Genomic DNA, 14,886 nt, shown 5'->3' on the forward strand with positions numbered 1-14,886 from the left:
AAAAAAGTCGCTCAATTTTGGGCGGCTTTTTTTTATGAATTAAATGAAACAGTGTATATAACTGTGTGATCAATACGTGTAATAGATGTTTCATTATCAACAATAAATCATTGTGTTAATAATTTGTTTTTAAAAAAAATCAGGTATGTCAATAAAAATGAAAATACGATCAGGGTCACATATATATGCCGTTATGTTTGTAGGTTATTGTTTTTATTGTGATTTTATTTATTGGTGAAAACATTTGAACTGGATCACTATAGGCTGGAAACTTTGCACTGAATCAAATTTTTAACACAAGAAAGTAAGTTCTTATTGATGTTTTGCGCTGCGAAAGTAGTCTTAATAGCGAAGTTACACAAAGTTCAATTTTGAACGAAAAAAATATGAATTGGTCGAAATGATTCGGCTAACATATGGGAAATTTACTTGTAACCTTCGGCGGCCAACCTTTCAGGTTACAGGTAAACAGCTTATATCTTTTAGGAGTTATTCCATGGAATCAAAGTTTTTTAAAGTTTCTGCTTTAACAGCAGCAATGTTAGGTGCAGTAGCAATGCCAGCAATGGCAACGGAAGACAGTGCAGCTGGCCCTGAATATGTAGAACAAGTTAATGAGTTCCTTGAAGGTTCAACACTAGCTGGTGTTGCTGTTGTTGATACACGTTCACGTACTCGTTCAACTGGTGCTCCTGGCGGTGAAGATGGCGATGTATGGAGTCGTTTAAACTACTCTTCTTACAACCTTATTTTAGACTTCACTTCTGGCTACCACAATGGTTGGTTAGGCGCTGACATTGCTGGTTACCTTTCTGGTGACCTATACAATGATAGTGCAATGAACGGTGGTACTGGTGAGTACCTATGTAACGAAATTTCTACTTGTAATAACTTAGACTGGGGTGCTGGTGAAGGCGGTCCTGTTAAAGTTACAAAAGCAGCGCTTAAGTTTAAAGCTGGCGAAAACGTAGACGGTCGTTTTGGTTTCACTCAAGCGAATGGTAACGGTGTTTTAGGTAACGTTTGGTCTTTCGTACCAGGTACATACCGTGGTGCTGAACTTAACGCAAACATTGGTAACTTCAAAGCAACTTACTTCATTGCAGATCAGTTTACAGCTCCTTGGCTACTAAGCAAAAATGATTACGCTCCTGCTCTTTGGGCTGATACAACTTGGGGTATTGCACACTCTCTAGGTTTACAAGGTAATGCAACTGATGATTTATTCCTACAGTTTGGTCTAGGTCAAGTTACAGATGTTAAATACCAAAACGGTGTTGACTGGGCTAACGGTGTTGTAACAGGTTACCACGATCCAGTTGATACAACGGGTTACAAAGTTTACGCTAAATACAATATCAACGACACAATGTCTGTTGCATACGACTTCTACGGCGTAAATGATGATGTTCAGTATGATGGTCTTGGTTACACCACTGGTTTAGCATTTAACGCAAGCTTTGGTCAGTTCTCTTGGATGACTAATCTTAACTACGCTAAGAGTGATAACGACCGTGATGTTAACCCACGTATGATTTACACATACGGTATGACTAACGGTACTTACTCACTATGGTGGGATGCACTATCTGATTGGAACAAATCTGGTGAAGTTTCTATCTACAACCGTCTATCATTTGACCAAGGTAATGGTTGGAACTACTACCTAGGCTTCGGTTACGGTTCTGGCGGTAAGTCAGCAGCTGAAGGTGCTTTAGGCGATTGGGATTACAAGAGCGAGTACGCAGTTAATGGTACAATCTCTTACTCTGTTCAAACTGGCGCACTTAAAGGTTCAACCGTTCGTCTACACGGTACAGTGCTAGAGCGTGACGAGTTTGAAGGTGCAAATTCTGCAGATGAAACAGATCTACGTTTCCAAGTTATCATTCCTTACACTTTCTAATATAACTGAAAGTTAAAGAATGTTTTAAAGACCCACTTTTAGTGGGTCTTTTTGTTTGTATTAAAAATAAGATAGTTAATGTTTTATTGGAGATAGCATCATCGACTGTTTATGCTTGTGGAACGAATGGGCATAACGGAATGAGTGGGGCGGGTAGTTATGGTCAAATCGCATGTGTTTACCAAATAGTGATCTCATTTTTTGCGCTTTGGTTTGCTTGTAAGAACAAAAGTGACATAACAAATGATTTTTAATTAAAAAAGAGAATCGATTCTCTTAACTCCTGTTAAAATTATTTATTCTAAATAATCATTGTCTACTGATTATTGTAGATTTACCTCACAGTGCTAAAATACTCGTTATTAGATAAGACACAGTAGCCCTTACTGTGTAGTCCTTCATTCATAAGGTAATTCCAATGACGGTTAAAACTCGTTTTGCACCAAGTCCAACTGGCTTTTTGCACGTAGGTGGTGCTCGTACTGCACTTTACTCATGGTTATACGCTAAACATATGGGCGGCGAGTTTGTACTTCGTATTGAAGATACGGATCTAGAGCGTTCAACTCAAGAAGCTATCGACGCGATTATGGAAGGGATGGAGTGGTTAGAGCTTAACTGGGATGAAGGCCCTTACTACCAAACTAAGCGTTTTGATCGTTATAACGAAGTGGTTGATCAACTTCTAGCAGAAGACAAAGCGTACAAGTGTTACTGTCCGAAAGAGCTTCTTGACGAAATCCGTGAAGAGCAAATGGCAGCTGGTATTAAACCTCGCTACGATGCAAACCACCCTAAAATTATTGCAGCTAATGCCGCAGCAACAGAAGATTCACCATTCTGTATTCGCTTCCGTAACCCTAAAGAAGGGACTGTCATTTTTGATGATAAAATCCGTGGTCACATCGAAATTGCGAACAGTGAGCTTGATGATCTTATCATTCGTCGTACAGATGGTAGCCCAACGTACAATTTCTGTGTGGTTATCGATGACTGGGATATGGGTATTACTCAAGTTGTTCGCGGTGAAGACCACATCAACAATACGCCTCGTCAAATTAATATCTATAAAGCGCTAGGTGCACCAGTACCTGAGTTTGCACACTGCGCAATGATTCTAGGTGATGATGGCGCAAAATTATCTAAGCGTCATGGCGCTGTAGGTGTAATGCAATACCGTGATGATGGTTACCTGCCACAATCATTACTGAACTACTTAGTACGCCTAGGTTGGTCTCATGGCGATCAAGAGATTTTCTCACGACAAGAGATGATTGATCTATTTAGCCTAGAATCAGTAAGTAAATCAGCATCTGCATTTAATACTGATAAGCTATTATGGCTAAATAACCATTACATCAAAACAGCTGAACCTGAGTATGTTGCGAAATACCTACAATGGCACTTAGATAAGAAAGAAATTTCTATTGAAAATGGCCCTGCTATTACAGATGTGATCACGCTAGTGGGTGAGCGTTGTAATACATTGATCGAACTTGCTGAACAATCTCGTTACTTCTACCAAGACTTTAACGAATTTGAAGCTGGCGCGGCGAAAAAGCATTTACGTCCTGTTGCAAAAGAAGCGTTAGCGCTTGCATTGGCTAAAGTTGAAGCACTTGAAGAGTGGACAACAGAAAATCTTCATGCCGTTATTGCACAAGTGTGTGAAGAACTTGAGCTAGGTATGGGTAAAGTGGGTATGCCTTTACGTGTAGCTGTTACAGGTCAAGGTCAGTCGCCTTCTGTTGATGCTGTGATGCAGCTTATTGGTAAAGAGCGTGTTGTCGCTCGTATCAAAATGGCGTTAGCATTTATTGCAGAGCGTGAAGCTAACGCATAAGCTTGTTAAATATAAAATAAAAAAACGGAGCATTAATGCTCCGTTTTTTATATTTGCTAATTAGAATCTTGCGTTCACAAGAGGGAAAACAGGAAGATCTTTGCTAACGAAAGTACCCGAACGGTCGAAGTTGATTAAACCTATTTGAATACCTTTATTAATATGATTTGTTGCGTTCATAAAGCCAAATTGGAGTCCATTTAAACTACCTGCATAATTAAAGAGTCCCAATTGCGCACCTGTGAAATTACTTGCTGTGTAGTTTACTAGGCCGACATCAGCCCCTTTTGCTGTTCCGCCATTAAAGTTTGCTAAACCTAATTCAAACCCTTTCATACTTGTACGGGTACGGTTTGCACCATAGAACAAACCAAGGTTAATTCCTGTAAAGTTATCAATATCAGAAAGACCAAGAACGGAAAAATTTAACCCTTTCACATTGTGGCTTCGACCATAAAGTGCACTTACTCGAACACCTGATACATCACCTGCAGGCAAGTTAATTGTTGGAACAGAAAGTTGTACTGGAGAATCAGCGTAAACGGATGGAGCACAAATTGCCGTTGCGAGTAAAAGAGAGGTCAGTTGAAGCTTCATGAAAATAATCCTTAAGGTTAGTCGTCACCATTAAAGATATTTAACCGCACTTTATTACTAGAGGTGTCAATGGTAAGTAAATGATATAGGCGTGATTATTTTATGTTTGTTAGGGTTATATTTTTGAGTTAATTCACAAATATGCTTATATCTTTGTAGTTATGTTGACACTGATGCAGTGAGATTTTATTGTATTCTTGTTTTGGGGCTATAGCTCAGCTGGGAGAGCGCTTCGCTGGCAGCGAAGAGGTCAGCGGTTCGATCCCGCTTAGCTCCACCAAATTCTAAACCTCGCCTTGTGCGAGGTTTTTTATGTCTAAATTTATCCATTTAAAACAAAGCCCCGCATAGTGGCGAGGCTCTTTATTGCTATAGCGAAATCTTAGAATCGCGCATTTACAATAGGGAATACAGGTAAGCTGTTACTGACGAAAGTACCAGACTTATCATAGTTAATCAGGCCGATCTGAATACCTTTATTAATATGATCGGTTGCGTTCACTAAGCCAAACTGTAGGCCATTTAGTGTTCCTGCGTAGTTAAATGTACCGAACTGCGCACCTGTAAAGTTGCCAGCAGTATAGTTTACGGCACCAAAATCAGCCCCTTTCGCATTACCGTCGTTCAAGTTTGCAAGACCAAATTCAAGCCCCGTCATCATCGAACGAGTACGGTTCACACCAAATGCTAGGCCAAAGTTTAGACCTTTGAATGTATCAATATCTGAAAGACCTAATAATGAGAAGTTTACACCTGTTACAGAAGCGGTATGCCCATATAAAGCATTTAAGCGAACCCCTGTAACGTTACCTGCTGGTAGGTTTACGCCGGGTACTGAAAGCTGAACTGGTGTGTTAGCCATAGCTGCTGCAGGGGCAAGAAGAGCGGCAGATACAATAAGAGATGCTAATTTCATTTTCATAATGTCCTATACAAACTCATAACATGAGAGTTATGAAGTGCTGGCAGTATAAACACTAAACAATAAAAAACAACGTTCAAATATTGTAACGTTATGTTTCAAGTAATGAGCTAAATAAATCCATTTTATTGATTTAAAACAGTAAAAATATTTTTGATAATAATAGTTGTAGCCGTTTATTAGCCACAAAAATAAGGATAATAACACGTTATAAAGCAGATTGTTCAAAGAAGAGCAGATTAAATCATGCGACCCGAAGTGATAAAGACTGAATCTATATAGTATTGTTACGACACTACATTGTGTGGAAATAAAAAAGGCTTAGCAATAAAAAATCGCTAAGCCTTTGAAAAATATGGCGCTCCCTACTGGAGTCGAACCAGTGGCCTTCCCCTTAGGAGGGGGACGCTCTATCCATCTGAGCTAAGGAAGCATTTGAGTATTATACGGTATATTTTCAAAAATATAAGGGAATACTCTTAACGTCGCGTTTGCTTGGTTAGTAAATCACCAGGTTGGATGCTTGCTGCTAATTCTGGTTGATTAACAATAAGTTCTGCTGACTTTTCATAAACGCGACCAACGGTTAAGCTAATTTTTGTATCAACCATCCGATTCCGCGGTATACCTTTTTGGTCAATAAATCCTGCACTATGCCATAGTTTTAATTTATCACCTTGTTTTACACCATGAACACGACCAACGTTCATTTGCGCAACATTATTATGGATGTTGATGACTTCTGGGAGGCTGGCTCGGCAAGAGAGCGCACTTTCAATATCGAGCATCATATTTTGGCTGATCCGTTGAATACTCTGTCCATAAGGTGAAACCCAAAAACGTGCTGATTTGGTATCTACATGGCTTGAGCGAGAAAACGGCCATAACCCAATTTCACGGTAGCTATTTTGGTAGATGATCTCTCCTGTTTTACCGTCCATTATTTCCAGTGAAACCGCAAACTGGCGATTGACTTGATCTTTCTTAACTAATTTTTCATCAAGGGTAGCGGTCAAATCTGTTATTTCACCACCAATTAAATATTGCGCATCGTGATCTTCAGCCAGCATCGTCATTGCTGATGCTTGAGTTGCACTGAAAGGGACGGTTGTTTTACCAGTAACAATAAAGCTTTGTGAACGTTTTTGAATTTGCTTTCCGAGTATTGAAGCGAAATCAGTGCCTATTTTATAAACGCTACCCATGGCTGCTTGTTGTGGCTCAGCAATTGAAAAACTGCCTAATAGAATGCCTTTTTTATACTGGGTCTTGTGGCAACTTTTTGCCGATGGGTAAATATCGACACGGCTGGTGACATACATTTTGCCGCCTGCTTTTTTTTGTTCAAGAACCGTTACGTTACGGATTTCATTACCACTAAAACGGTATTGCTGTTTAGGCTCTGCGAAATAAGGTTTTAATGACGGAAGTGTCGCTATTTCACCGCCTGCATGTTTCATTGCTTGATATACCGCATCTTCTAGTGCATTAACACGTGCTGTTTCTTCACTTTCTAAAATGACAGCTTCACCTGTTACTTCAACCCATTGGGCTGAGCTATAGCATGAAAAAAACAAACAAAGTGCACTTAAGCTGCGTAAAAAATTTTTATTCATAAAAGCCCATTTAGGTATGTTTTTTGCTTTTTAATAGTTCGATGAAAAAGTGAATGCAAAGAGTGTTCCCAATTAGGCTCTTGTATTAAAGAATTTAAATGTTCATACGATATAAAGAAAACAATATTTGAGGGCGGGTAAGTGTAATGAATAAGTGGATTGTAATTGTGTTGTCGTTAGCGATGACTGCTTGTGCCGCACCTCCGGTTTATAACGGTAAAGAGAAATATTCATCAGGCGCCTATTCTTTATCAGACACGCCAAGACATACCGTTGATTATTTTATTGAAGGATTAGCGAATCAATTGGTAACGTCGAACCAATATTTAACGGCGAGTACGCCATTAGCTGTTACCTCGTTTGTTGATTTACAAGATATGACAGAAACCAACTGGTTAGGTAATGTAGTGAGTGAAAACTTCATGTACCAAATGCAGCAGCGTGGTTTTACAGTGGTTGACTATAAGTCAACAGGGGTAATTAAAGTGACGCGTAGTGGCGATTTTAGTATTAGTCGTAACTGGAAAGAATTAGCGTCACAGCAACCTGTTGATTACGTGCTAACAGGTACAATGCTGCGTCAAAGTGGTGGTGTGCTCATTAATGCTCGAATTATCGGTATGCGCTCAAATGTGGTTATTGCTACAGCACAGGGTTTTCTACCGGCAGAGCGTATTGGTCGAGACTTGGATTTTATGAATAAAATTCAGTTACGAAATGGGGTAATTATGCGTACAGATGTGCGTAACCGTCCTGATAATAATGTAATTTTAAAGCCGTAAGGAAGTAACAATGAAATATTATGTGGCTTTAGCTGCTGCGATGTTATTACTGTCAGGTTGTACTAATACAACATCAGGCAGTGCAACGGTTCCGGGCCCAGACTTAACTAAAAGTAAAGATGTGATCCAAGCGGTAGGGTATGCTTCAATTAGTGAGCAAAAAGGGCGAACCAAAGAAGAAAAAAGTATTCGTGCAATGCGCGCTTCTAAGTTAGATGCTTACCGCGAATTATCAGAGCAAATTTATGGATTACGCATTAGTGCAACCACATCGCTTGATGATCAGCAGTTAGGATATGAAAGTACAGATGGTGCAGTAGATGGCGTTATTCGTGGGGCAAAAATTATTCGCAGCTATCCTGTCGGTGACAGCTATGTCACTGAAATGGAGTTAAATATTGGTTTGATGGAACGAATGAAGCAACACGGAGAAGTGTTTCATGTACCAAATAAACAAGAAGTTATGTTTTAACGATTACGCTTTTAGGTTGGTGCCTAATGAACGAACATTTTGTGCGATACCATCACAATTGTAGGTCATTTGGTGCCGCCCACGACTTTGCTGGAATAAATTATTTAGCTTATGAAAGCTGAGGTGAGCGCGCTGTAATACTTCGCCATTGATATCATTAAATTGTTGGCATTCTTTAACTAGATCTTGAATCGTATTCACTTGTGTTTGGTATTCGTCGATCTGCGTTAACTGGTCGCGCTCTTCATGGGAAGACAATAAATAATCGTGTTGTTGGACTTTGTAGATCAGATCTAACTTCTCTTTGGCAATCTGTTCAATTTCTAATGCCTTGCGGCGAGTGATTGCCACTCTTTCTTGTTTGAGAAGATCGATTAAAGACAATAAGGTGGTTTGTTGAACTTCAAGCAGTTGACCAAGTGTCTGTTTCATTACGCTGATCTCAATTTTAGTATGCAAATGTTATCTTAAAGCCCATTAAGCTCGTCTTCGAACTTTAACATATTTGATGCAAGTTTATCGGCATCAATAGTATATGAGCCATTTGCAATTGCTTGTTTGATCTCTGCCACTTTTCCAGCATCAAAGCTTGGCTCTGTTGCTAATTGTTGATGAATTTGTCCCACAGCTTTACCTTGAGAGCTTAAAGAGACTTCGTCATGTTGCTCTTTAGCAATGTTTGACGTGGTAGTTTGCTCTTCCGTTGTGGTTGTTTTTTGTTGGCCAACACGTGTGGTATTTACAGGTTGTCCACCACGTAGGTGATCAATACTTGCCATAATCTTTTACCTTGATAATTAACTGTGATACCTAGCTATCGGCAAAGTGTGAACAGACTTTAGTAAATATTATGAAGATAAAATGATTTATTTATCGTCATGCGCAATCAACTTTTCTGACTAATACTTTACGGTTACTTCACCAACTGCGGTAATAATAGCATCAATCATGCGTCTTGATGTTCTATTCTGAACTCGGATCTCTTCACCGATAGCCCCGTCAGACAGCGCTTTACCTTCTGTTACTATATTTAGTCCGCCTGTTCCGGCACGGATAATGACAGTGTCGTTACGGCATACTAAACAAATATCACGGGCTTGGATCATTTCTCCTAATTTTACTGAGCGTTTAACTTTTGATCCTACGATTTCATTAGGATCTTCAAAGCTATTGCCTCGTTGAAAACGACTTTCAACCATTTGAACGGAAAGTTTATCTCGAGTAATAACCATGCCTCGACCAAGAGCAACACTAGCAACAACTTTAGGTAGTGTTAATTGCACGTTTACAGGGACATAAAGCTGCCAGTTTTCGGTAGGGCATTTAACAAGTACAGTAACATTACCACTTAAGTTTTGTTTGCCGGGGAGAGTGGCTTCAAGTGGTGCCGAACAAGTAGAAAAGCGAAGACGGTTATCAAGCTCTGCTGCTGTAACTTTTAATTTCCCTTTTTCTGGTAAGGTAACTTGCTGTTTTATTAGGTTTTCAGCGGCTTTTTCCACGGAATCTAGCACGTTATAATCGGAAGCGAAGATATTTGTACTAAAGAAAAATAGCAAAAGGCCGATAAAAATTGGCAAGAGTTTTTGATCTCTGTGGCTTGTCACGGTAAATGCTCTTTGGTCATGGTTAGAATTACTATAACATTCCAAGTTATAGCTAGATATTCTAATATCTTGATTATTTATCAGATGTGATCGTGAGTGGATAAAGTGTGTTCGCGAGCGCGATTTATAACACGACAGGGAGTTTATCCAATGACAGGTATTTTAGATTCAGTTAACCAGCGGACACAATTAGTCGGGCAAAACCGTTTAGAGCTGCTGACATTCCGTCTTAATCGACGTCAACGTTATGGTATTAACGTTTTTAAAGTTAAAGAAGTTCTGCAATGTCCCCAGTTAACATCAATGCCGAATTTACATCCATTGATTAAAGGTGTTGCTCATATTCGAGGACAAACAATTTCTGTTATTGATATGAGCTTAGCTACCGGTGGGCGTCCGATAACCGATTTAACTAACTGCTTTATTATTATTTCGGAATTTAATCGCTCTATTCAAGGCTTCCTTGTGTCTTCTGTTGAACGCATTATTAACATGAATTGGGAATCGATTCTTCCTCCTCCTCAAGGGGCTGGTCGAAGTAACTATTTGACAGCTGTGACGGAAATAGACGGTGAATTAGTTGAGATTTTAGATGTTGAAAAAATTCTCGATGAGATCTCCCCAGTTAATACCAATATCACAGGAACTGTGCTCGAAGAGTTGGTTGAAAATGGTCCTGTAGTGCGTCGTGTTCTTGTTGCCGATGATTCAACTGTGGCACGTAAGCAGGTACAACGAGCGATAGAAGCGATTGGTTGTGAATGTGTACTCGTAAAAGATGGTAAAGAAGCCATTATTAAATTGCGTGAAATGGCTGCCCAAGGCTCTATTTATGATCAACTAGCATTGATTATTTCTGATATTGAAATGCCAGAGATGGACGGGTACACATTAACCGCTGAAATACGAAATGATCCTAAATTAAAAGACTTACATGTTATTTTACATACATCATTAAGTGGTGTGTTTAACCAAGCCATGGTTGAACGTGTAGGAGCAAACGCCTTTATTCCTAAATTTAACCCAGACGAATTGGGTCGAGCTGTAAAAGGGGCAATGCCTGATAGAGCAATCGAATCGGCGTAACCGTTAAAAATTATAATAAATTATTGAGCATTTAATGCTGAACGTACTGACAAAGAAGAGTTGTAAATGACAGCAGTAACTGTAAATGACCAAGAATATCGTGAATTTTGCCGTTTTCTTGAGTCACAATGTGGCATCGTATTAGGCGATAGCAAGCAATATTTAGTACGCAGTCGTTTAAGCCCGTTAGTGAATCGTTTTTCTTTATCGTCGCTTTCAGACTTGTTGCAGAATGTATTATCAGGTCGTAATCGTGAATTACGTATTGCCGCCGTTGATGCGATGACAACCAATGAAACATTATGGTTTCGTGATGGTTATCCTTTTACCGTATTATCAGACAAAATTTTGCCTGAACTTGCAGCAAATAAAAAACCGATCAAAATTTGGTCTGCGGCGAGTTCATCAGGCCAAGAACCGTATTCTATGGCGATGACGGTTTTGGAAACCCAAGCTAAGCGTCCTGGTTTACTGCCATCTATTCAAATTACAGCCACTGATATCTCACAGACGATGTTAGAAACATGCCGAGCAGGTGTGTATGACAATCTTGCTTTAAGCCGAGGGTTATCGCCGGAGCGTCGCCGTATGTTTTTTGAAGACAATGGTGATGGCCGTATGCGGGTTAACAATAAAGTTAAACAAATGGTTAATTTTAGGCCGCAGAACCTTAAAGATAGCTATGCATTGCTGGGGAAGTTTGACATTATTTTCTGTCGAAATGTTTTGATATATTTTTCTCCAGAGATGAAATCGAAAGTTTTAAATCAATTAGCGGCCAGCTTAAATCCTGGTGGCTATTTGTTCTTAGGTGCATCAGAGTCACTAACAGGGTTAACTGAAAAATTTGAAATGATCCGTTGTAACCCTGGCATCATTTATAAACTCCGTTAATTGAAGAAGCGCTGCCGCTTGTTAATATTGCGTGTAGCGCTTTTTAGTTAATTATTCTCCTCTCTAGTTACCAACCATCTTCTTAATTTCTCAATTCTTAAAATTGGCACTGTCTTTGCTTTATTACTGCTAAGTAATTGTGGAGGCAAGATATGTCCATTTCGTTCGATAAAGCATTAGGGGTTCATCAGTATACTGTTGGCGTACGTGAAAAACGTGCCGAAACCCTAGCGAGTAATATCTCTAATGCCAACACTCCTGGCTATAAAGCAAAAGATTTAGACTTCAGTCGTGCGCTTAAAGCGGCAACATCTGGGGCAGATATTGGCCTAAGCCGAACAAATGGGCGGCACATTAATGCCTCTACACAAGTCAGTGGCGAGCAAAAATATCGCGTGCCAACACAGCCGGATACAGGGGATGGCAACACGGTGGATGCCCAACTAGAGCAAAACTTGTTTATGCAAAATAGTATTGAATATCAAGCATCGTTGGATTTTTTAGGTTCTAAATTTAAGAACCTGAGCAAGGCATTGAAAGGGGAATAATAATGAGTTTATTTAATGTTTTTAATGTAACGGGATCGGCAATGAGTGCTGAATCTGTACGTTTAAATACCACATCAAGTAACCTTGCTAACGCCAACAGTGTCAGTAGCTCAGCAGAAGAAACTTATAAAGCCCGTCATCCTATTTTTGCCGCCGCATTAAATTCTGCGTCTTATCATCAAAGCAGCAGCGTACCTGTGCAAGTTAAAGGTATTGTTGAAAGTGATAAGCCGCTATCAGCTGAATACAATCCAGAGCACCCGATGGCAAATGCTGAAGGTTTTATTTATAAGCCCAACGTTAATGTGATGGAAGAGATGGCGAATATGATTTCAGCATCTCGTTCATATCAAAATAATGTTCAGGTAGCCGATGCAAGTAAGCAGATGCTAATGAAAACCTTGCAGATGGGCAAATAAGGTAAGGAGTTGTCATTATGATCACAGTTAATGGTGCAGGAACCAGCAATCTTTCTTACCTTGACCAGCTAAAAAGCATGCAAGATAAGAAAGTCGAACAAGAGCAAGAAGTCACAGGAAAAAATCAGCTAAAGCAAGATGATTTCTTGTCATTACTAACCAAGCAGTTAGCACAGCAAGATCCGTTTAAACCTGTGAGTAATGATCAAATGATCGCGCAAATGGCATCATTCGCTACCGTTGATGGCATTAACAAAATGAATGAGCAGTTTGGCTCATTAAATAGTGCGATGACGTCAAATCAAGCACTACAAGCTTCTTCTCTTGTTGGACAAGATGTACTTATTCCTAATTCAACCGCAATGCGCAGTAGCGAAGGCGAAATGTCTGGCATGACGCGTTTAACGCAAAGCATTGATAACGCAATGTTGCGCGTTGAAAATGAACAAGGTGAATTGGTTAAAACCATGAGTCTTGGTGCTAAATCAGCCGGTGAACATCCCTTTACATGGGATGGTAAAGATGATGATGGCAATATTATGCCGCAAGGTATGTATAAGTTTTCTGTGTCAGGCAATGTAAAAGGCGAAAGCCAGAATTTTGAAGTGCTTACACACGCAAACGTGAATAGCGTTTTATTAGGGAATAACGACGGTCAGGTGATGTTAAACCTTGCTGGTTTCGATAAGCCAGTTCAGTTGGCTGATGTTCTACAAATTGGCAAAGCAACACAAAAAGGATAATCGAATATGAGTATGAACATTGCGTTGAGCGGTCTAGGTGCAGCTCAAAAAGATCTAAATACCACCAGTAATAACATAGCCAATGCCAACACCTTTGGTTTTAAAGAATCACGTGCTGAATTTGGTGATGTCTATTCTAATTCGATTTTCTCTAATGGTAAAACGACAACGGGTGGGGGCGTACAAACCTCAACGGTTGCACAACAGTTCCATGAAGGTTCTAGTATTTATACCAATAACCCATTAGATTTACGTGTATCTGGTTCGGGTTTTTTTGCTGTGGCAGATAATAAGAATGAACCTTCGAATAATAATCTTACTCGCAATGGTGCATTTCATCTAAATAACGAAAATGAGTTAGTGAACTCTGAAGGTAAGTTTCTACTGGGTTACCCTGTCAATAAAGATTCAAATACCGTGGCTTCTTATGAAGCAAAATCGATGAAAATTGATGATGTATTTGGTCAGCCAACAAAATCAGGCACAATCAAAGTGTCTTTAAATTTACCTAATAAAGAAACAACGCCTAAAAATAGTCCATTTGACTTTAAAGATCCTGATTCTTTCAATAAATCAACGTCATCAACGATTTATGATTCATTAGGTAAACCGTATAAAATGACGACTTATTATGTCGCTAAATATGATCCTAATGCCGTTCCAACCAATGCTAATACATGGGAAGTGCATCAAACTGTTACCAATAACAGTGGTCAAGAGCGGTTATTAAAGCCAGATCCAGCAAGCATCCCTGCAGCTTATCAAGTTATTGATAATACAAACCCTGCAGCCCCTGTAGTGACAGGCTATCGGATGCGATTTGATCAAAATGGTCAGCCATATCCTGGAGACCCTGGTAATCCACCTGCCGTTCCAGCAACTCCACCAATGCCATTAAATATCCAAATGGAGACATTCGCTTCTGCTGGTATTGATGTCGGTGGTGCTGATCCTACGCAATCGTTAACTATGAATTATGATGATCCGACGCAATATGCTTCAGCGTTTGAAGTGCGCAAATTTCAAGATGTAGACGGCGCGACAACAGGTTATTTATCGAAAGTTGATATTGATCCTGAAGGCAATATTTTGGCGTCTTATTCAAATGGTAAAGATATCGTTGTAGGACGTGTTGCCTTAGCCCGTGTTTCTAATGAACAAGGGTTAGCACAGTTAGGTGGCACGCTTTGGAATACCACCCAAGAATCAGGTCAGGCGATTTGGGGCGATGCATCACAAGGTTCATTTGGCTCTGTTAAAAGCGGAACGCTTGAACAATCAAATATCGATATGACTCAAGAGCTGGTGGATTTGATAACCGCGCAACGTAACTTCCAAGCCAGCTCTCGTGCACTAGATGTGAATAATCAGCTACAACAGAATATTCTACAAATTCGTTAAGCTTTATCCTTTCCAGTCCTATTGCCGTTTTACCTTTTCGTTGAAGCGGC

16 protein-coding genes and 2 tRNA genes are annotated in these 14,886 nt (G+C 39.7%); 11 read left to right on the forward strand and 7 right to left on the reverse strand.

Annotated features, from left to right (window positions below; all coding sequences use genetic code 11):
- Positions 1 to 496 precede the first annotated feature (496 nt).
- Together C9J42_RS00595 and gltX are read left to right on the forward strand one after the other, a co-directional pair.
- Positions 497 to 1,906: a porin gene (locus tag C9J42_RS00595; protein WP_107205468.1), complete on the forward strand. Its 1,410-nt coding sequence runs from the start codon at positions 497 to 499 to the stop codon at positions 1,904 to 1,906.
- 418 nt (positions 1,907 to 2,324) lie between these two features.
- A complete protein-coding gene (gltX, locus tag C9J42_RS00600; protein WP_107259314.1) occupies positions 2,325 to 3,749 on the forward strand; it encodes a glutamate--tRNA ligase in 1,425 nt (474 codons plus the stop codon).
- Positions 3,750 to 3,809: 60 nt separating this feature from the next.
- On the opposite strand, the gene C9J42_RS00605 is transcribed toward gltX, so the two are convergent.
- On the reverse strand, positions 3,810 to 4,346 hold the full coding sequence (locus tag C9J42_RS00605; RefSeq protein WP_107205470.1) for an LA_2272 family surface repeat-containing protein: 537 nt from the start codon (positions 4,344 to 4,346) through the stop codon (positions 3,810 to 3,812).
- A gap of 204 nt (positions 4,347 to 4,550) precedes the next feature.
- Between C9J42_RS00605 and C9J42_RS00610 the strand changes: the two genes are divergently transcribed.
- Positions 4,551 to 4,626, forward strand: a tRNA-Ala gene (locus C9J42_RS00610).
- A 102-nt stretch (positions 4,627 to 4,728) separates the two neighbouring features.
- Here the strand turns inward: C9J42_RS00610 and C9J42_RS00615 are convergent.
- The 3 genes from C9J42_RS00615 to C9J42_RS00625 form a co-directional block, all read right to left on the reverse strand.
- Complete coding sequence (locus tag C9J42_RS00615) at positions 4,729 to 5,262, reverse strand: hypothetical protein (protein ID WP_233217610.1); 534 nt, start codon at positions 5,260 to 5,262, stop codon at positions 4,729 to 4,731.
- A 362-nt stretch (positions 5,263 to 5,624) separates the two neighbouring features.
- Positions 5,625 to 5,701 (reverse strand) — tRNA-Arg (locus C9J42_RS00620).
- 46 nt (positions 5,702 to 5,747) lie between these two features.
- Positions 5,748 to 6,884, reverse strand: a complete 1,137-nt coding sequence (locus C9J42_RS00625; RefSeq protein ID WP_105060726.1) for a flagellar assembly protein FlgT — start codon at positions 6,882 to 6,884, stop codon at positions 5,748 to 5,750.
- 146 nt (positions 6,885 to 7,030) lie between these two features.
- On the opposite strand from C9J42_RS00625, the gene C9J42_RS00630 reads away from it, so the two are divergent.
- Both C9J42_RS00630 and C9J42_RS00635 read left to right on the forward strand, forming a co-directional pair.
- A complete protein-coding gene (locus C9J42_RS00630; protein WP_005370226.1) occupies positions 7,031 to 7,666 on the forward strand; it encodes a FlgO family outer membrane protein in 636 nt (211 codons plus the stop codon).
- A gap of 10 nt (positions 7,667 to 7,676) precedes the next feature.
- Entirely contained in the window at positions 7,677 to 8,138 is a 462-nt protein-coding gene (locus C9J42_RS00635; protein WP_107301581.1) for an LPP20 family lipoprotein, read from the forward strand.
- A gap of 3 nt (positions 8,139 to 8,141) precedes the next feature.
- Here the strand turns inward: C9J42_RS00635 and C9J42_RS00640 are convergent, their stop codons facing one another.
- The 3 genes from C9J42_RS00640 to flgA form a co-directional block, all read right to left on the reverse strand.
- Positions 8,142 to 8,570 carry a flagella synthesis protein FlgN gene (locus C9J42_RS00640; protein WP_107301582.1) on the reverse strand — a complete coding sequence of 143 codons (429 nt, stop codon included), beginning with the start codon at positions 8,568 to 8,570 and terminating at the stop codon, positions 8,142 to 8,144.
- Positions 8,571 to 8,605: 35 nt separating this feature from the next.
- Positions 8,606 to 8,917, reverse strand: coding sequence for a flagellar biosynthesis anti-sigma factor FlgM (flgM, locus tag C9J42_RS00645; protein WP_105060722.1), 312 nt, complete (start codon positions 8,915 to 8,917; stop codon positions 8,606 to 8,608).
- A 120-nt stretch (positions 8,918 to 9,037) separates the two neighbouring features.
- A complete protein-coding gene (gene flgA, locus C9J42_RS00650) occupies positions 9,038 to 9,745 on the reverse strand; it encodes a flagellar basal body P-ring formation chaperone FlgA (protein WP_107301583.1) in 708 nt (235 codons plus the stop codon).
- A gap of 150 nt (positions 9,746 to 9,895) precedes the next feature.
- On the opposite strand from flgA, the gene C9J42_RS00655 reads away from it, so the two are divergent.
- The 6 genes from C9J42_RS00655 to flgE all read left to right on the forward strand — a co-directional run bounded on the left by C9J42_RS00655 (position 9,896) and on the right by flgE (position 14,836).
- On the forward strand, positions 9,896 to 10,831 hold the full coding sequence (locus C9J42_RS00655) for a chemotaxis protein CheV (RefSeq protein WP_105060720.1): 936 nt from the start codon (positions 9,896 to 9,898) through the stop codon (positions 10,829 to 10,831).
- 66 nt (positions 10,832 to 10,897) lie between these two features.
- Positions 10,898 to 11,725: a protein-glutamate O-methyltransferase CheR gene (locus tag C9J42_RS00660; protein WP_045148043.1), complete on the forward strand. Its 828-nt coding sequence runs from the start codon at positions 10,898 to 10,900 to the stop codon at positions 11,723 to 11,725.
- Positions 11,726 to 11,877: 152 nt separating this feature from the next.
- Positions 11,878 to 12,273, forward strand: a complete 396-nt coding sequence (gene flgB / locus C9J42_RS00665; protein ID WP_005370239.1) for a flagellar basal body rod protein FlgB — start codon at positions 11,878 to 11,880, stop codon at positions 12,271 to 12,273.
- 2 nt (positions 12,274 to 12,275) lie between these two features.
- Positions 12,276 to 12,692 (forward strand): flagellar basal body rod protein FlgC, encoded by a 417-nt coding sequence (flgC, locus tag C9J42_RS00670; RefSeq protein WP_045082774.1) that lies wholly within the window; start codon positions 12,276 to 12,278, stop codon positions 12,690 to 12,692.
- 17 nt (positions 12,693 to 12,709) lie between these two features.
- Positions 12,710 to 13,435 (forward strand): flagellar hook assembly protein FlgD, encoded by a 726-nt coding sequence (gene flgD / locus C9J42_RS00675; RefSeq protein WP_107301584.1) that lies wholly within the window; start codon positions 12,710 to 12,712, stop codon positions 13,433 to 13,435.
- Between the two features lie 6 nt (positions 13,436 to 13,441).
- Positions 13,442 to 14,836: a flagellar hook protein FlgE gene (gene flgE / locus C9J42_RS00680; RefSeq protein ID WP_107205478.1), complete on the forward strand. Its 1,395-nt coding sequence runs from the start codon at positions 13,442 to 13,444 to the stop codon at positions 14,834 to 14,836.
- Positions 14,837 to 14,886 lie beyond the last annotated feature (50 nt).

This window comes from Photobacterium sp. GB-56 (assembly GCF_003026105.1).
In the GTDB taxonomy this organism is placed as follows: domain Bacteria; phylum Pseudomonadota; class Gammaproteobacteria; order Enterobacterales; family Vibrionaceae; genus Photobacterium.

Excerpts from the sequence above, each read along its gene's own strand:
- flgM (WP_105060722.1), bottom strand. The coding sequence starts at position 8,917 with ATGGCAAGTATTGATCACCTACGTGGTGGACAACCTGTAAATACCACA.
- C9J42_RS00635 (WP_107301581.1), top strand. The coding sequence starts at position 7,677 with ATGAAATATTATGTGGCTTTAGCTGCTGCGATGTTATTACTGTCAGGT.
- C9J42_RS00595 (WP_107205468.1), top strand. The coding sequence starts at position 497 with ATGGAATCAAAGTTTTTTAAAGTTTCTGCTTTAACAGCAGCAATGTTA.
- C9J42_RS00630 (WP_005370226.1), top strand. The coding sequence starts at position 7,031 with ATGAATAAGTGGATTGTAATTGTGTTGTCGTTAGCGATGACTGCTTGT.
- flgB (WP_005370239.1), top strand. The coding sequence starts at position 11,878 with ATGTCCATTTCGTTCGATAAAGCATTAGGGGTTCATCAGTATACTGTT.
- flgE (WP_107205478.1), top strand. The coding sequence starts at position 13,442 with ATGAGTATGAACATTGCGTTGAGCGGTCTAGGTGCAGCTCAAAAAGAT.
- C9J42_RS00660 (WP_045148043.1), top strand. The coding sequence starts at position 10,898 with ATGACAGCAGTAACTGTAAATGACCAAGAATATCGTGAATTTTGCCGT.
- flgC (WP_045082774.1), top strand. The coding sequence starts at position 12,276 with ATGAGTTTATTTAATGTTTTTAATGTAACGGGATCGGCAATGAGTGCT.
- C9J42_RS00605 (WP_107205470.1), bottom strand. The coding sequence starts at position 4,346 with ATGAAGCTTCAACTGACCTCTCTTTTACTCGCAACGGCAATTTGTGCT.
- C9J42_RS00615 (WP_233217610.1), bottom strand. The coding sequence starts at position 5,262 with ATGAAATTAGCATCTCTTATTGTATCTGCCGCTCTTCTTGCCCCTGCA.
- flgD (WP_107301584.1), top strand. The coding sequence starts at position 12,710 with ATGATCACAGTTAATGGTGCAGGAACCAGCAATCTTTCTTACCTTGAC.
- C9J42_RS00655 (WP_105060720.1), top strand. The coding sequence starts at position 9,896 with ATGACAGGTATTTTAGATTCAGTTAACCAGCGGACACAATTAGTCGGG.
- gltX (WP_107259314.1), top strand. The coding sequence starts at position 2,325 with ATGACGGTTAAAACTCGTTTTGCACCAAGTCCAACTGGCTTTTTGCAC.
- C9J42_RS00625 (WP_105060726.1), bottom strand. The coding sequence starts at position 6,884 with ATGAATAAAAATTTTTTACGCAGCTTAAGTGCACTTTGTTTGTTTTTT.
- C9J42_RS00640 (WP_107301582.1), bottom strand. The coding sequence starts at position 8,570 with ATGAAACAGACACTTGGTCAACTGCTTGAAGTTCAACAAACCACCTTA.